Raw genomic sequence first — 16,189 nt, 5'->3', positions numbered from 1 at the left:
GACGGCCGCCTTCGGCCGGGTTGCGGTGGAGTGACGTGGCCGCCGGTTCCGCCGGGTCGGGTGGGTCGCGGTGGAATGAGGTGACGGCCGGTTCGACCGGGTCGCGGTGGAAAGACGTGGCGGCCGCCTTCGGACGGGTCGCGGTGGAACGACGCGGCAGCCGGTTCCGCCGGGTCGGGTGGGGTGGGGTGACATGGCGGGCCGGGGCCTCAGCCGTCGTACGCCCTGGCAGCCCGCCCCTCCCGCAGGGTCATCCCCCACCAGGCGAGCTGGTCCAGCAGTACGGCGGCGGCCTTGGCGGTGCCGTCGCGGTCGTGCGGGCGGCCCTCGTCGTCGAACTGCTCCCAGGCCATATGAAAGCTGACGGTGTCGCGCAGGGTGACGGCGTGCAGCTCGGCGAAGACCTGACGGAGCTGCTCCACGGCACGCTGTCCGCCGGCCATACCGCCGTAGGAGACGAAGCCGACCGGCTTGGCCCGCCACTCCCGGTAGACGTAGTCGATGGCCAGCTTGAGGGCGGCCGGGTAGCCGTGGTTGTACTCGGGAGTGAGGACGACGAACCCGTCGAGCCCGCCGACACGCTCCGCCAGCGTCGGCGCGTCACCCGACCCCTCGGACCGCTCCAGGGTGAGCTTGAGCTCCTCGGCGAGAGCGGGCTCGGACAGGTCGATGACGTGCGTCTCCATGTCGTCACGGCGCCCGATCTCGCCCACGAACCACCGGGCCACCTTGTCGGCGAACCGCCCGGGGCGGACGCTGCCGATGAGGACGCCGATCTTGAGAGAGGGCAGGGACATGGGAGTACCTCGATTCCGTGGGTCGGGAGAACGGTTCGGGAGAAACCGCAGTGCGAACGTAAAATCTCAAGTTAACTTGAGGTCAAGGGCGGGCCGGAGTCAGTGGGTCGCGAACGCGCCCGGCGACATGGCGTGCGGCACCTTCGACTTGGAGGACGTCCCAGTGCCGCCCCTGTCCTGACGCCCCTTCCTGCGGCAACGCGGCACGGACAGCGAGAAGCGGCCGGGCGCTCAGGCCAGACCGATGTCGGTCAGCCACTGGCATTCCTCTTCGTTCCTCTTCGTTCCTCTTCGTTCCTCTTCGCGACGGTCACAGCCTCTTGGCCCTCGCTGTGAGAGCAGCGCAACCGAACTTCCCACGCGCCTAACAGTGGGGAAACCGCCCGGCACGGCGGTCGGACTAGCTTCGTGACGTATGAGGGTGTGGGAGCTGGTACGGCAGCCGCTCGGCAGACTCGCCGCAATCGGTGAGGGACGGTTAGGCAGGGGCCGACCCGGCCGTTCCGTGCGCCGCCGCGGTGGCCGTACGGCCCCCGACCGTCGGCCGGTGCCCGGATGGCGCAGCATCAGGGGCCGGGTGGCGGTGGTCATCACGGTCCCGATCTGCCTGCTGCTGGCGGTCGCCGGTCTCGCCGTGCAGGGTCGCGCCGAGGCCCTCGACGACGCCCGGACGACACGTGCCGAGGTCGGCCTCAGCCTGCGGGTCCAGTCCCTGGTGCATCAGCTGCAACGCGAACGCGGCCTGACCAACGGCCTGTTGGGCGGGGAGAAGCGGTTCCGCACACCGCTGACCGCTACGCGGACGCGCGTGGACGCGGCGCTGCCCGGCATACGCGACGACAGCGCGGTCAAGGACGTCGTCCTGCGCCACTTGGCGGACCTCGCCGGCATCCGTACCGCTGCCGACCGCGGCACCGCCGACCGGGCCGAGACCCTCACCTTCTACACCACCGCCATCAACGCCCTCAACGCCGTCGACCCGGTGGCCAGGACGGCGACGGGCACCGACCGGCAACTGAGCGACGGGCTGGCAGCGTTGAGAGAACTGGCCGCGGCCAAGGAATCCGTCGCCCTCGAACGCGGGCTGCTCAACGGCGTGTTCGCCGAGGGCACCTTTCACGGCCGCGAGTACCTCGCCTTCACCGAGGTCCGCGCCACCCGCGTCGCCGCCCTGGCCCGCTTCCGGCAGGTCGCCACCCAGCCCCAGCGCACGGCCCTGTCGCACGCCTTCGAGACCGCGGACGCCAAGCGGGCCACCGCCTACGAGAACCGGGCGAAGGACGCCACCGACGGTTCCGTGCTGCGCGTGGACGCCGGCACCTGGTGGGATGCGATGACCGTACTCGTCGACGACCTGTACGCCGTCCAGCGGTCGGTCGGTGCCGATGTGCGGGGCCGGGCCGACCGGCTCAGCCACGACGCCGAGACGGGCCTCGCGGCCTACCTCGCGGCGGGCATGCTGGTGGCCGCCCTCCTCGCAGGCCTGGCGGCGTTCGCCTCCCGCTCCCTCACCCGCCCGCTCGGTGCGCTCGCCGAGGCCGCCCACGACGTGGCACGGCACCGGCTGCCCCAGGCCGTCGCCCGGATCCAGCAGTCCCCACCGGACCAGGTGGAACACCTGCTGGCGACGAACACCCCGGGTGCCTCAGGTGCCCCGGATACCCCAGATGCCCTGGATTCTCCCGATGCACGCCTCCGGAACGGCGCGGCCGAGATCACCGAGGTCGCGGCGTCCCTGCGGCAGGTGGAACACACCGCCCTGCGCCTCGCCGCCCAGCAGGCCGGCTTGCGCCGCACCACCACCGAGTCGCTCGCCAATCTCGGCCGCCGCAACCAGAACCTCGTACGGCGCCAACTCGGGCTCATCACCCGCCTGGAACGCCAGGAACTCGACCCGGACGCCCTCGCCGAACTCTTCGAACTCGACCACCTCGCCACCCGGATGCGCCGCAACGCCGAAAACCTGCTGGTGCTGGCCGGGCACAACCAGCCGCGGCCCACGGCAGCGCCGGCCGGCGCGCTGGAGGTCGTGCAGTCCGCCGTCGCCGAGGTCGAGCAGTACCGACGGGTGCTGATCGCGACCGTGGAACCGGTGCGGGTGCGCGGGCACGCCGTCGCCGATGTCGCCCACCTCCTGGCCGAACTCATCGAGAACGGCCTGACCTTCTCGCCACCGACCGAACCGGTCGAGGTGCACGGCTGGTACGACACCGAGGACGACACGTACTGCTTCGCCGTCGTCGACCACGGTGTCGGCATGTCCGCGGCCGACAAGGAACGCGCCCACGCCCGCTTCTCCGACTCCGGGGATCAGGCCCTCCTCGCGGCACCCGCCCGCTACCTCGGCCACCTCGTCGTCGGCCGACTCTCCCACCGCCTCGGCGACGGCACCCAGGTCCAGCTCTTCGACACCCCCGGCGGCGGCCTGTCCGCCCTCCTGGCCCTCCCCGGGCGTCTCCTCACCCCCACCGAGGACCCCACCACCACACTCCCACCCGCCCGTCCCGCTGTCTCTTCCCTGCTCAACGGCTTCCGCGCAGGTGTCGCTCGTGCCGAGGCCCGAACCACTCAAGGAGCGTCATCGTGACCACCCCTGTGCAGAGTTTCGGCTGGCTCATCTCGGAGTTCGTCCGCACCACCGACGGCGTCACCGACGCCGTCGCGGTCTCCTCCGACGGCCTGCTCATGGCATCCTCCGACACTCTCGGCCGAGACCGCGCCGACCACCTGGCCGCCGTCGTCTCCGGCATCACCAGCCTCGCCGAGAACGCGGCGACGGCCCACGGCTTCCGCGGCATGAAACTCGTCATGATCGAAATGCTCGGAGGCTTCCTCATGGTCGGCCGCATCCGCGACGGAAGCTGCCTGGGCGTCCTGGCCACGGACGGCTGCGACATCGGCCTCGTCGGCTACGAGATGTCGGTCCTCGCCGACCGCGCCGGCGAACTGCTCACTCCGCAACTGGTGCGCGAACTCCACTCCGCACCCATGGGTGCGCGGTAGCGGTCACGTTTCTCACCGGCCCCTGCCTCTCGACGGTACGGGGTGAAGGGGGAGGGCAGAGGAAGGTACGCACAGAGGACAGACGAGGAGGCACAGGGCAGGACGCGATCCGTTCCCCCTGCCTCCACCTGACCACCAGCACCCCAGGCAGACCCTTGACCTGCGGAAACGCGAACTTTCCCACTCCCGATCCCTTATCCGCTAGGCTAGTCGCCGGATCTCTCCGAGATCCCTGCCTTCGTAGCTCAGGGGATAGAGCACCGCTCTCCTAAAGCGGGTGTCGCAGGTTCGAATCCTGCCGGGGGCACAAAGACGCAGCAGGTCAGAGGCCCTGCCTTCCTGATGGGCGGCAGGGACTTTCGTTCTCGTGGCACACATGAGATGCGCGCCTCGATGCTCCAATGAGGGCCGTCGGTCCTGTGGACGTCAGACTCCAAGCCGGCGGTCACCCACGCGGTGCTGTGGCAAAGAGGCCGTATGCGGTGGCGGCCAGCAGGATGGGATGGCGCTCGTACGCGGCGAGCTGGTCGGGATGGAAGAAGTGGAAGCGGGCCCGGCGCGACGCGCCGGTCGCCATCAGGAGTGGGCCGACCGCCTGAACAGGCACTGCGGCCAGCCGGACGAGGCGTCCGGGGCCGAATGAACGCCTCCCTGGCATGAGCAGACCCAGGTCGGCGGCTTCATGCGTGAGCGGACGGGTCGCCAGGCAAACGTTGACACAGTCAGCCACACCAGCGCTGCGCCTCAGCTGTGCTCACCCGCAACAGATAGAGTCTGGTCCCCTCGGGAACCAACGCTTCATGAACGACGTGTCTGGACGATGAACGCCGTGACGGAAGAAGGGGCTCATGCAGGTCCAAGTTGGCGTTGAAGGCATGAACGATCTTCAGGCAGAAGCCGAGTTGAGATCGCTGCACAGTTGGCTTCGATCAGACCGGCGGACGAGCCGCCTCGCGGCCCCGCAGTTAGGGGCAGTGGACCCGCCGGTACCGGGCGCACAGGGCTCGGTGATCGACGTTCTCTCGCTCGTACTCGGTTCGACCTTCAACGCCGCTTCGTTGGCGGTGAGCCTCATGAGCTGGCGGGCCACGCGACCGCAGCGGCCCATCCTGACGGTTCGCCGGCCCGACGGAACAACCGTCGAGATCAACACCGACTCACTGGCCGAGGCGCAGGCGCTCCTCGAACGGCTCGGGCACGAATAGGCACAGCCGCACTGTGAACCACCTGCCCTGCCCAGAACGTTCACGGGCCGTGCTCATCGGAGCCAGCAGCTACTCCCATCTGGACGATCTGCCCGCCGTACAGGCCAATGTGCCTGCATTGAAGGCACTGTTGTGCCGGGCCGACGCACCGTTTCGCACAGAGAACTGCGTCGCCATGGTCGACCCGTCCACCACCTTCGAGGTGTCGGAGGCCGTGCGGAAGGCCGCGCGCGAGGCGACCGACACGTTGCTCATCTACTACGCGGGCCACGGTCTCCTCGACGACAAGGGGGACCTGCACCTGGCCGTCCCGCAGAGCGACAACGCCTCCGTCTACGACACGGCCGTCCCCTACGACTGGATCAGGCGGCCCATCGAATCAACCGGAGCGCCCCGCCGCATTGTCATCCTGGACTGCTGCTACGGAGCACGGGCGTTCGGTGTCCAGTCCGAGTCGGTCATCGACCTCGCGGAGGTGGACGGCACCTACGTCATGGCCGCGGCGAGAGAGACGGCCGTGGCTCTCTCGCCGCCCGGGGAGACCTTCACGGCCTTCACCGCCGAACTCATCGAGACCTTGAGCGAGGGCGTGCCCGGCGCCGGCGAGCTACTCGACCTCAGAGTCATCTTCAGCCACGTGCGCGGGCGGCTGAAGGCCAGGAGCCGGCCCACACCGCTGGACCTGGACCGCAACGGCCTGGGCGCCACCCCCTTCATCCGCAACAGCGCCCATGTGCCTGCCACGCTCCCGGCCGACACCCACCACGACATGCTGCATGTCCTGGAGTCGACGCCCCGCACCGCGACGATCCGCCAGCTGGTGACGTCAGTGAGCCTCCTGAGCGAGAAACGCACGGCCACCGCAGGCGACCTCGTCCGTACGGCTCTCCAGGTACGAGCCGTCGCCGAACTCGCCCCGTTCCTCGCTGCCCTCTTCGAGGCCGGCCATCGTGCCCCGGCCGAGGCCGCGCTGCCGACCCTGTTCCTGACCCGGCCCGTGAAGGAAACCGCGTATCTGGTGGACCTGCTGCACGCAATGTCCGCGGACGAGTGCGTTGTCAGTCTGTTGCGGCTTTCCGTACGGTTGCAGCCGACCCAGCAGGCCATCCAGTTCGCCGAGGCGCTGTGCCGGGCGGATCTCGCCGAACACGCGCGTACGCTCCTCATGGGTTTCGCACTGACCAGGGATGTGGCAGAAGCTGCCCAGCTGATGCAGGAGCTGGCTCAGGGCGGGCTGACCCATCTGATCGACGATGTCGCGCGGTCCGTCGCCGATCGCCGTACGGCCTCCGACATCACGGCGTTGTTCCTGTCTCTGTGCGGGTACGACATGCGGGACACCGCGGCCCTCCTGTCCCAGATCGTCGCGGAGAAACGCAGCGCGATCGACGCCGCCGAAATGATCTCCGTCCTCGTGCGGGAAGGGTACGACCACCAAGCGCGGCAGATCTTCGTGGTCGGTATGAGCCAACGCGGCCCGCACTACCTGGCGGAGCTGGTCGCGGCCTTGCAATCGAACCGGCTGGTCGACGCCGCTGCCACGGCCCGGTTTCTGGCAGTTCAGCACTGGCCCACAGAGGACGTTTCCCAGTTCATCGCGCATCTGCTGGCGGTCGGCCAGCACCAGCACGCGCTGGAGGCAGCCGTGGACATCGCGCGGGAGCGGGCAGTCGAGGAGTTCGCCTCCATCACCTCGCACCTCACCGAGCTGATCGCCGACCAGGCGATGGAAGAGCTGCTGGACGATGCGGCCCGAGCGTGTTCGCCCAGCCAGGCCGCCTACTTGGTGACCAAGCTGGATGCCGCGGGGCAGGACGGACCGGCCGAGCGCATCTTCTGGTTGAGCCTCCACCGCCCCGTGGGCCACGCGGCCGGCACGCTTCGCCACTTGGACGTCGCGGGGTCACGGTTCCTCAGCGACACGGAGCTGTCCGAACTCTGGCTGACGCACCCGCCCAGTGACCTTGCCCGGCTCGCTGTGGCGCTGGAGCGCTCTCTTCCACACAAGTCGGAACTGCTGCTCGGCATCGCCGAACGCCCCGTCCACCAAGTGGCCACGATGGTGGACAGCCTGGAGAAGGCAGAGGCCAATACCCTGTCCAACAAGGTACTCAGGGCGGTCATCGACGAGTGGAGTATGCCTGCGCAGGCACAGCTCATCATTGGGCTGGAGGAGCGTTCGCAGATCGGTTGCGCCCGGTACGTGGAGCAACGGGCCTCCCATAAAAAGGAATTCGCCGCCATACTGCGCGCCGCACGGAACCAGAACAAGCCCGCTGAGCCCTGGTGGCCGTGGTGGCCGCGGCAGCGCATCACCTACCAGCCATCACCGCACACGCATGTGATGTACGTCGTTAAACGCGATGAAACCATCCAGGACATCGCAAACCGCTACGGCGTGCGTCAGGCAGGCATCATCGACGAGAACGGCCTCCGGGTCCCGTACACCATCCGCGAGGGGCAGGCCCTGAGCATCCCCCTTGAGTCCGAGCACAGACGCTTCATGGTCCCGCCTTTCCCGCGGTGTCTTGGGCCGGGCCGCGTCCACGCGGACGTCGAGCAGCTGCAGAAACTCCTGAAGCGGGCCGAGTACCTCGATCAACTCGTTCTCGAGAGCGATCACTACGGCCCCAAGACCTGCCAGGCAGTCGCCAGACTCAACCGGGAGCACCTCTTGGGCCGGCCTCCCACACCCGACGAGGACCCTCGCATCACGCACAAGGGCTGGGACATCCTGTTCCGCCTCGCCAGAGGTGGGTGAGGGAAGCTCCCGTTTGCCTCTGGCTCGGCGCTTCGGCCGAGCCGGGGCCTGATGACGATTCCGTCAATCCCGTCGCGGCCTCGGTGAACCCACGTCAAGACCAGTGCGGTCCCCTCCCTGCACCGATGGCACAAGCGGCCGAGGGCCTGTGGATGGTGCCGTGAGGAACGGATTCAGCACACATGAGGCCGGGAAGCCCTGTGAACGCTTGAGAACTACGGAGAGGAGTATTCCCGGGCCAGACGCCATGCAGCCGATATTTTCGCAGGTCATAGCCCCGCCCCAAGAAAACCCCTTATAAAGCGAGTGTCACAGATTCGAATCCTGCTACGCGCACCGTGTAGTACGCGCTGACCCTGGGTTTCTCCCCACGTAGGCGCCCTCTTCGGCCTCGGGCTCCTTGTCCAGGGCCGTTTCGCGTGAGCGACGGGGTACTGCCGGCTCTGTAGCGGGCCGGTCTGTGCAGGTCCCGAGTTCAGCCTCTTCCAGGGTCATGCCAACGATCATGATGTCGTGGAGCTCGCCGGCGGGACGCCGACCGACGGGGACGGTGCGTGAAAGATCAGCGTGCCTGACGGGTGGCGGACAGTACGCTGAATCCAGCGGGATCGGGCCCGCAGCACAGTGTCCGGGAGGTGCTTCATGACGGCCGAGATGGTGGCCCCGGCGTGGATGCATGAGCAGATCACGGCGGAGGAGTACGAGTCCTGGTCCGAGGAGCAGTGCTCTGGGATCGAGATCGTGGACGGGATGGTCGTGGTGAGTCCGAGCGCGTCCAAGCGGCACAACCGGCTGGCCCGGATTCTGGCGAACGCCCTGGATGCTGCCGCGGGCCCGGAGTGGAACGCCGACACTGACTTCGACGTCCGGCTCCAGGACGTCCCTCTCACCAATCGCCGCCCGGACGTCGTCGTGTACCGCGCGGACACGATCGACGTCACCCCCACCCGCCCTGAGCACGTGCTGCTGGTCGCGGAGGTGGTGTCGCCGGGCTCGGAGACCACCGACCGGATCGTGAAGGTCGACCAGTACGCCAAGGCAGGCATCGCCTTCTACTGGCGGATCGAGCAGGCCGCGACAGGCGTTCCTCTCGTGTACACCTACGTTCTCGACCCCGCGACGAAGACCTACCGGGACGGAGACGTGTTCACCGGCGTCCTCAAGGTAGCGGCCCCCTTCCCGGTGGAGATCGACCTCGGCCAGATCTGACCACGCGCTGCTCAGCAGTCGGCGGCGCGTGAGCGATGCGTGAGCGGACTGCCCGATACAGGGCGGCATGAGCTGGACCAAGTGGCTCGCCGCACGGTTCTGACCAGGGGAAGCAGCACCGCGCGGCAGCGCCGGGCACCCTCCGGCAAGGATTCGATCCCACTCCTAAAGCGGGTGTCGCAGGTTCGAATCCTGGCTGTTTTCGTGTGTGCGGGGACGTAACGCTAGGCGACGTCCTGGTTACGGGGTTTTCTGCCGACTCCACGGGGGCGTCGGCGGCCTCCTGTTCGAACTGGGGCATCAGCGAGGTGTAGGTGTCCGTGCGGCTCGCGATCACCCCAACCGGAGAAGTGACCGCTCACCTCGCGGCGGGAAGTACCTCCAAGGTCACCTGGATCAGTCTGGATGGCGCCGCCTGCCGTCTGGACGCAGCCGACGAGGTTGACTGAGTCGAGCCCGTCACCGCCCGGCAGCGGTCTGGCTGGCCCTCCATTCAGGAGCCTCGGGCGTGTCCTGGAACTCCAGGAGGTGCTGTCCGGCGAGCCGCTGCAGGGCGGCGCGTACGTCTGCCGGTGTGACGTAGAAGAACTCCCGGCGTAGGTTGACCCGGTTGACGCGGCGGGACTCGAACTCCTGGTGCAGGCGGCGTTCCAGGCCGACGGCATCCTCACTGAAGATCAGGGCGTGTACGTCGAAGCGGAAGGGGACGGACGCGTCCCCGAGTTCGATGACACGGTCCATGGGATCGAGACGCCGGGTCATACCGATCTTGACCATGCGTTCGCCGAACGCTCCGACGTTGGAGATGACGTAGACGTATCCGGCCCGGATGTTGGCCTCGCGGGCCTCGACCGCCTCCAGCTCGGCGCCCAACTCGGCGAGTTTTCCTTCGAGTTCCGCGATGGCGGCCGCATCGCCGGTGCCGGAGCGCAGGCGGCGCAGGGCGCTCTCGTAGTGACTGCGTTCCTTCTCCAGCCGCTGACGCTCGCGTTCGATCTCGCGCTGCAGGCGCTCCTCCTCGCGCTGCTGGGCTCGTAGCTCTCGCTGCTCCTCCCGCTCGGTCTCCTTCCTCACCAGGTAGTCGGCCGTCAGCTCCAACTCCTGCACCCGCAGCTGGTGGTAGTCATCGCCGATGCGGATCTGCATGGTGGCGCCGAGCCGGGCGATCGACTCCCGCGTCTTGCCGAGCCGGTAGATCAGCGAGTCGAGCCGGTGCGGCTTCATGCCGCGCACTGCGTTGTCCGCCTCGGCGTTGTACGCGCGCAGCATCAACTTGGAGAAGTCACGGACCATCTTGCGGCCCTTGGCAGCTGAGCCGTCCACCATCCAGTACTGGTTCCCGAGCACTGCCCGGTCGTCCCTCGCCAACTGCTTGTAGCGGGCCTTGAGACTGTCGAGCCGGTCCTTGTAGGCGAGCGCGTCGGCGAGCGGATGGCGGTACTCGTAAATGCCGGCCTCTTGCAGCATCCGCGTCTCATCGGTGAGCACCAGATCCCGGCGCGCGGCCGTGAGGCGCTGTTCGGCCTCCGCCGTCTGGCGAGCCATGTCGTCGGCTTGGCGGCGCACGTCGACCAGGGACTGCGCGGCGCTCTCGGCGGCGTGCTCTATCTTCTCGTCGAGGAGAGCGTCGATCCGTCCGATCTCTTGGAGCTTCTCCTCGTGCGCGCGGAGCAGTCGCTGCTGCTCGGCGGCTATCTGAGCGCTGTCGGCTCCGATGAGACGACTCAATTGCTCCGTCAGCTGACGGTTGTCTTCCTGCAGTCCGCGTACCTGTGTTTCCATCAGCGCCAGCTCGCCCGCCAGACGCGCCGCCTCGGACTCCGCTTGCTTACGGCGCCGGCCGAACAGACCCCCACCTGTGGCCGGGGCCGTCGCCTGGGGGCCGTAGGGGGACTGCTGAGGAACGGGTGCGCTCGGCTGCGGCGCGGCCCCTTCCGGGATCCAGATCTGCCAGCCTGGGGGTGTGGGCCATGCGGGATCCGGTTCCCAGCCCGGTGGCGGGCTCCACCCCTCCGGCGGGGCGGGCCAGGTGGGCGGCGGGTTGAACCGGTAGGTCATGGGGCAACGACTCCTGTCGCGAGAGCGAGAGACGGCCGGCGCAACCCCGATGCCGTCCGGCAGCCAGCGGGCCGAGTCGAACGTACTCGGCCTTGTGGCCCTTCGTCCTGCCATCTCCTGTTTTTGGCCCTCCTGGCAGCAGATCCGACGAGGTGGGTAAGCCGCATAGAGACGTTAGACTCCGGCCGCTGTCAGGACGGCCCTCCGCCGGCAGTGAAGTGCCCTTCGTCCTCGAGGGACCGGTCCGGCGCCCCCGGGCACGGCCGACCGCCCCTGACGCACCGGGTGAAGGTGAAGCGAAGGTGGCCACCCCTCTGTCCGCGGACAAGTTCCTGTCCGTTCTCAAGAACGCACGACTTGGCGTTGTCGAACACGGATCCTGGCGCACCCACAACCGCGACCAGCACGGCAACTGGGGCCCGTGAACGGGGTGTTGATCCACCACACGGGCGCGTACTCCTCCGCGTCTTGTGCCTCCCCCTGGCCACGCCGCGCGCGCCCGCGACCTGCGGCACGAGGTCGCCCCCTGCAGCCGGCCCGGAACGGATTCAGCACATATGAGGCCGGGAAACCCTGGGAACCTGCACGAACCACCGAGACATGTTTCTCCAGGTCAAACGCGTTCATGGCGGAGTTTCCCAGGTCACGACCTTGATCAGAGAACACTCCTAAAGCGGGTGTCTCAGGTTCGAATCCTGCCGGGGGCGCCATGCATTGCGCCGCCGACCTGGGATCCCCCCCATCGAGGCGCTCCGCTCGGCCTCGGACTCCTCGTCCGGGGTCGTTTGCGTGGTACCGGGCGCGCCGCCCCTGGCCACGCGCCCCTCGCGCACATTCGGAAGGCATTCGAAACATTCGAGGATCTGAACCAAGGGAATTTGATCTCACCCTAGACGATCAGTGTCGCTTCACTCCATGAGCGCGGCCATGACGAGGAGAAATGCCCCCGAAGGCACAATTGAGCCTAACGAATGTTTCGGGGTAAGTGCCGAAACTATTGACAGTTGGCAGGGCCATACCAAAACTGCTCGCTGTTGGCAGAGCTCAACCGCTGTCGACGCGGGCTGGCACGAACACCCGCCGACACCAGTTGCCCGGCCCCGTCGGCCTCACGAGGACGAGGAGGAAGCGCGCTCATGAACGACGGACCCGCAAACCCGACGCGCCGCAGCGTCTGCACCCTGCTGCTGGCTACCGGGGCCACGTTGGCCCTGCCCGGCACCGCCGAGGCAGCCACGGTCATCAGCACGAACCAGACCGGAACCAACAACGGGTACTACTACTCGTTCTGGACGGACAGCCAGGGCACGGTCTCCATGACCCTGAACTCCGGTGGCAACTACAGCACCTCGTGGAGAAACACCGGGAACTTCGTCGCCGGCAAGGGCTGGAGCAACGGCTCGCGCCGGACCGTGACCTACTCAGGCAGCTTCAACCCGTCCGGCAACGGCTACCTGACGCTCTACGGGTGGACGTCGAACCCGCTCATCGAGTACTACATCGTCGACAACTGGGGCACCTACCGGCCCACCGGGGCGTACAAGGGCACTGTCACCAGCGACGGCGGCACGTACGACATCTACCAGACCACTCGCTACAACGCCCCGTCCGTCGAAGGCACCCGCACGTTCAACCAGTATTGGAGCGTCCGGCAGGCGAAGCGAACCGGTGGCACCATCACCACCGGCAACCACTTCGACGCCTGGGCCCGCGCGGGAATGCCCCTGGGGAGCTTCAAGTACTACATGATCCTCGCCACCGAGGGATACCAGAGCAGCGGGAGCTCCAACATCACGGTGAGATAGGCCGGTTCGGAGAGGGGGGCGGCTGCGGAGCAACGGTCGCACACCGACTGCGCCGATGAACGTGCCGTCCCCCGTGGCGGTCCTCTCCCCCTGCCCCTCCCCATCCGGAACAGCGCAGCGGCCGGCCCAGTCCCAGGCGCTGCCCCCCAATCCCCCCAGGCCGGAGGACTGCTCTTCATGAAGGCCACACCACGTCTTTCGTTACTCGCCGTCGTCACACTCGCCGTCGCCGTCCTCACCGTTTGGCGACACCACCTACCACCACGGCCCGGTCGGCCTCTCCGCCCAGACCAAGGCCGGAGTGGACATGAACTTTACCCGCGAGCCGTCCGGAAACCTCCACTCCTTCCGCACCAAGGACGAGACGCACTACTACCTCACCGACGCCCTCGGCACGGTCGAGGCCGTGGCGAACTCCCAGGGTGAAAAGGTCAACTGGTACTACTACAGCCCCAACGGCATCACCGACGCCACCGAACAGGTCCCCCAGCCCCACCGGTTCACCGGCGGATACCAGGACCCCACCGGCCTGTACCACTTCAACGCCCGCTACTACGACCCTCAGATCGGCAGGTTCACCCAGCCCGACCCCTCCGGCCTGTCCACGAATCCGTACCTGTACGCCTCCGGTGATCCGGCCAACCGAATCGACCCATCTGGCCTCATCGACCTGGGGGGAATCTTCGGATCCATGGCGGTGGGCTCCGCTGCCGCCTTTGCTGTCGGTACTGCGATTTTCGTCTCAGGCGGGTCGGCGCTGGTCGCCGCCACCGTTGGAGCAGCTGTGGGCGGATGTGCAGGGGGTGCCTATTCCGCCTGGGATGCCGGCGGGTCGCCACTGGAGATCGGTCAGGCATGCTTCGGAGGAGCAGTGCTCTTCGGAGTGCCTGCGTACGCAGGCGGCATCCTGATGTCCTGAAGCACAGAGGTCCACCAGCCCCATCGCGAGGATTGTCACATGCCACGTCAGAGAATCCTGTTGAAGATCAGCGTTCTGGCGATGGGGGTCGGCTGTATCGGTGCCTTTGCCGTCCTGCTCTCCGATCTGACTGGCGTCAGCCATCAGCACAGCTTTTTCGTCGGAACCGGGCTGGCAGCGGGTATCGCCACGTTCCTCCTGGCTCTGCGATGGATGGTAAGAGCATCTCAGGGCAATCGAATAAGGCCACCGGCGAGGGCTAGTTCGGGGAAGGTCCTGGCGTCTTGCGTTGCCAGCCTCGGTGTCTCCGTCGTGATCTTGCTCTCCGTGAGCTCTCCTCCTCCGACGGCGCTCAGGACCTTGGTGATCACTTTTCCTGTGGCGGGTGCGCTCCTCGCCCTGGTATCGACTCGACGGCATGAACCGGGGGAACCTTCTGGCGAATTGCGGAACAAGCCCTCGATTCGGAAAAGGGTCATCACCGATGGCGCCGCCTTCGGGGCAGTCGCGGGCACGATCGCCAGACTCGTCGCCCACCAAGATCTCGACTGGACAGTCCTTGTCGCGGCGTGCGCGGGTGCGGCGACAGCGGCACTCATCGCGGCGGTGATCCCCGCATCCTGGTTGCGTCGCACAGGCCTGTAGCGCAACGTCGCTTCCTGGATGTGGATGTCGTGGGTGGCTCTGACCTGGGGTTTCTACCCCAGGGAGGGCTAGCAGATCAGCATCATCCGACACGGATGCCGGCCTGGCTGGTCGTGAGCGAAGACGGCAGCCCCGGAGGGCGGCGAACCGCCGTCCTCCGGGACCGTTCCCGTTCTCCGGGCAGACGGTGGACCTCTCGGCCGGAGGTCGTTGCAGGACACCATCATGCTCGGGGCGGGAGCCGTCGCCGAGGAGCCAGACGTGCAGGGTGTGTGGCCTTCAGGCCGTCCGTGCCGCCGGTCTGGGTGACGACGGGCGCGCCGTGAGCTGGACGACGTAGGCACTCACTTCTGACATCAACGCTGGTGGTCACTGACTGTCAGGGATGTCCTGGGCAGGCGATCCATGTGGTCATGGCTTCTCGCCGCATGTCCTGGACGACGCGCAGGTAGACGTCACTTGAGCTCGTCGGCGGTGAAGTAGTCGTCCACAACCAGAACGTCGTAGTTGGTCTTGTCGACACTCGTTGGCTGCAGCAGGACGGCAGGCACGTCCTTGGCGCCGTTGTTGTAGTCCCCTGTGTTGTCCACCCACGGCGTCCTGTCGTTGAGGATGTCGTCGGCCATCTCTGCGGCGGCGTCGGCGAGCCGGCGGACATCCTTGTAGACGGTCTGCGACTGCTGACCCGCGATGATTGACTTCACCGAGGCCAGTTCGGCGTCCTGGCCCGTGATGACCGGGAGGGGCTTGCTGTCGGAGCCGTAGCCATCCGATTTCAGCGCGGACAGGACGCCCCTGGAGATGCCGTCGTACGGCGACAGGACCGCGTCGACCTTCTTGCTGCCGTACCACTCGGTGAGGATGCCGCTCATGCGCTTTTGCGCGGTGAGCCCGTCCCAGCGCGGCGTGGTGATCTGGTTGAGCGCGGTCTTGCCGGAGGGGACGACCAACTGCTTGCTGTCCAGGAACGGCTGCAGGAGCGCCATCGAACCTTCGAAGAAGTATCTGGTGTTGTTGTCGTCGGGGGAGCCGGCGAACAGCTCGATGTTGAACGGGCCCTTGCCGTCCTCCAGGCCGAGCTTCTTGACGATGTGGCCGGCCTGGAACCGGCCGACCATCTCGTTGTCGAAGGAGACGTAGTAGTCGACGTTCTTGGTACCGAGGATGAGCCGGTCGTAGGAGATCACCGGAATGTCCGCATCGGCGGCCTGTTGAAGCACGCCGTTCAGCGACTTGGCGTCGATGGCCGCGATGATCAGCGCGTCGACGCCCTGCTTGATCAGGTCCGCGATCTGTGAGACCTGGGCTTTCGGGTCGTCGCCGCCGTAGACCAGCTTGGTCTCGTACCCCTTGACCTTCAGGTTCTCAACGAGGCTCTTGCCGTCGGTGAGCCAGCGCTCGGATGTCTGGGTCGGCATGGCAATGCCGACGGTACCGCCCTCGGAGCTGCTCTCGGAGCTGCCCTCGCTGTTCTGGCCGCATGCGGACAGGGTGAGGGCGAGGGAGGCGGCTCCGGCGAGGGCGGCGAGGGTGGCTCTTCGGTTGAACATAGCGATTGGTCCTTGTTCTTCTCGCCGTTGAGCGAGATGACGGCGTATCAGGTGTGGATGGCGAAGCGGTGGAGCGAGCCGGGCAGTCGGCCGGCAGGTCGAAGGCAGGTCGAAGGCAAGTCGGACGCGCCGTACCCGCTCCCGGGCGGTGTCCAGGGACTTCAGAGGTCCGCACGTGGCCGCCGAGATCGTCGGGCGTCTTGTGCACAGGTTTCAAGGCGAGTGAGCAACCGGCGG

The 16,189-nt window shown here is 67.3% G+C and carries 13 protein-coding genes and 1 tRNA gene; 10 read left to right on the top strand and 4 right to left on the bottom strand.

Going from position 1 to position 16,189, the window contains the following annotated elements; all coding sequences use genetic code 11:
* Positions 1-209: 209 nt before the first annotated feature.
* Complete coding sequence (locus IM697_RS04845; protein WP_194045067.1) at positions 210-797, bottom strand: NADPH-dependent FMN reductase; 588 nt, start codon at positions 795-797, stop codon at positions 210-212.
* Between the two features lie 547 nt (positions 798-1,344).
* On the opposite strand from IM697_RS04845, the gene IM697_RS04840 reads away from it, so the two are divergent.
* The 3 genes from IM697_RS04840 (at position 1,345) to IM697_RS04830 (ending at position 4,107) form a co-directional block, all read left to right on the top strand.
* Complete coding sequence (locus IM697_RS04840) at positions 1,345-3,384, top strand: sensor histidine kinase (RefSeq protein ID WP_228044505.1); 2,040 nt, start codon at positions 1,345-1,347, stop codon at positions 3,382-3,384.
* Positions 3,381-3,800 carry a roadblock/LC7 domain-containing protein gene (locus tag IM697_RS04835; RefSeq protein ID WP_194045063.1) on the top strand — a complete coding sequence of 140 codons (420 nt, stop codon included), beginning with the start codon at positions 3,381-3,383 and terminating at the stop codon, positions 3,798-3,800. The genes IM697_RS04840 and IM697_RS04835 overlap by 4 nt, the downstream gene beginning before the upstream one ends.
* 234 nt (positions 3,801-4,034) lie before the next feature.
* A tRNA-Arg gene (locus IM697_RS04830) sits at positions 4,035-4,107 on the top strand.
* A 138-nt stretch (positions 4,108-4,245) separates the two neighbouring features.
* Here IM697_RS04830 and IM697_RS04825 read toward each other — a convergent pair.
* Positions 4,246-4,407, bottom strand: coding sequence for a hypothetical protein (locus tag IM697_RS04825; protein WP_194045061.1), 162 nt, complete (start codon positions 4,405-4,407; stop codon positions 4,246-4,248).
* A 241-nt stretch (positions 4,408-4,648) separates the two neighbouring features.
* Here IM697_RS04825 and IM697_RS04820 point away from each other — a divergent pair, with 241 nt between their 5' ends.
* From IM697_RS04820 to IM697_RS45385, 4 genes are all read left to right on the top strand, one after another.
* Positions 4,649-5,005 carry an effector-associated constant component EACC1 gene (locus IM697_RS04820; protein ID WP_194045059.1) on the top strand — a complete coding sequence of 119 codons (357 nt, stop codon included), beginning with the start codon at positions 4,649-4,651 and terminating at the stop codon, positions 5,003-5,005.
* 49 nt (positions 5,006-5,054) lie between these two features.
* The gene (locus IM697_RS04815; protein WP_194045057.1) at positions 5,055-7,766 is read left to right on the top strand and encodes a caspase, EACC1-associated type; all 2,712 of its coding nucleotides are present in this window, start codon (positions 5,055-5,057) and stop codon (positions 7,764-7,766) included.
* A gap of 642 nt (positions 7,767-8,408) precedes the next feature.
* Positions 8,409-8,975 carry a Uma2 family endonuclease gene (locus IM697_RS04810; protein WP_194045055.1) on the top strand — a complete coding sequence of 189 codons (567 nt, stop codon included), beginning with the start codon at positions 8,409-8,411 and terminating at the stop codon, positions 8,973-8,975.
* A gap of 320 nt (positions 8,976-9,295) precedes the next feature.
* Positions 9,296-9,424 (top strand): hypothetical protein, encoded by a 129-nt coding sequence (locus IM697_RS45385; RefSeq protein ID WP_265582702.1) that lies wholly within the window; start codon positions 9,296-9,298, stop codon positions 9,422-9,424.
* A 10-nt stretch (positions 9,425-9,434) separates the two neighbouring features.
* Here the strand turns inward: IM697_RS45385 and IM697_RS04805 are convergent, their stop codons facing one another.
* Positions 9,435-11,033: an SNIPE associated domain-containing protein gene (locus tag IM697_RS04805; RefSeq protein WP_228044503.1), complete on the bottom strand. Its 1,599-nt coding sequence runs from the start codon at positions 11,031-11,033 to the stop codon at positions 9,435-9,437.
* A gap of 302 nt (positions 11,034-11,335) precedes the next feature.
* On the opposite strand from IM697_RS04805, the gene IM697_RS45380 reads away from it, so the two are divergent.
* The 3 genes from IM697_RS45380 (at position 11,336) to IM697_RS04795 (ending at position 13,757) form a co-directional block, all read left to right on the top strand.
* Entirely contained in the window at positions 11,336-11,458 is a 123-nt protein-coding gene (locus IM697_RS45380; RefSeq protein WP_265582701.1) for a hypothetical protein, read from the top strand.
* Positions 11,459-12,169: 711 nt separating this feature from the next.
* Positions 12,170-12,838, top strand: coding sequence for a glycoside hydrolase family 11 protein (locus IM697_RS04800; protein ID WP_194045052.1), 669 nt, complete (start codon positions 12,170-12,172; stop codon positions 12,836-12,838).
* 307 nt (positions 12,839-13,145) lie between these two features.
* Complete coding sequence (locus tag IM697_RS04795; protein ID WP_194045050.1) at positions 13,146-13,757, top strand: RHS repeat-associated core domain-containing protein; 612 nt, start codon at positions 13,146-13,148, stop codon at positions 13,755-13,757.
* A 1,100-nt stretch (positions 13,758-14,857) separates the two neighbouring features.
* On the opposite strand, the gene chvE is transcribed toward IM697_RS04795, so the two are convergent.
* The gene (chvE, locus tag IM697_RS04790; RefSeq protein ID WP_194045048.1) at positions 14,858-15,952 is read right to left on the bottom strand and encodes a multiple monosaccharide ABC transporter substrate-binding protein; all 1,095 of its coding nucleotides are present in this window, start codon (positions 15,950-15,952) and stop codon (positions 14,858-14,860) included.
* Positions 15,953-16,189 lie beyond the last annotated feature (237 nt).

Origin of the sequence: Streptomyces ferrugineus, assembly GCF_015160855.1 — a bacterium.
GTDB classification, from domain to species: domain Bacteria; phylum Actinomycetota; class Actinomycetes; order Streptomycetales; family Streptomycetaceae; genus Streptomyces; species Streptomyces ferrugineus.
This window is presented reverse-complemented; position numbering and strand designations above follow the sequence as displayed.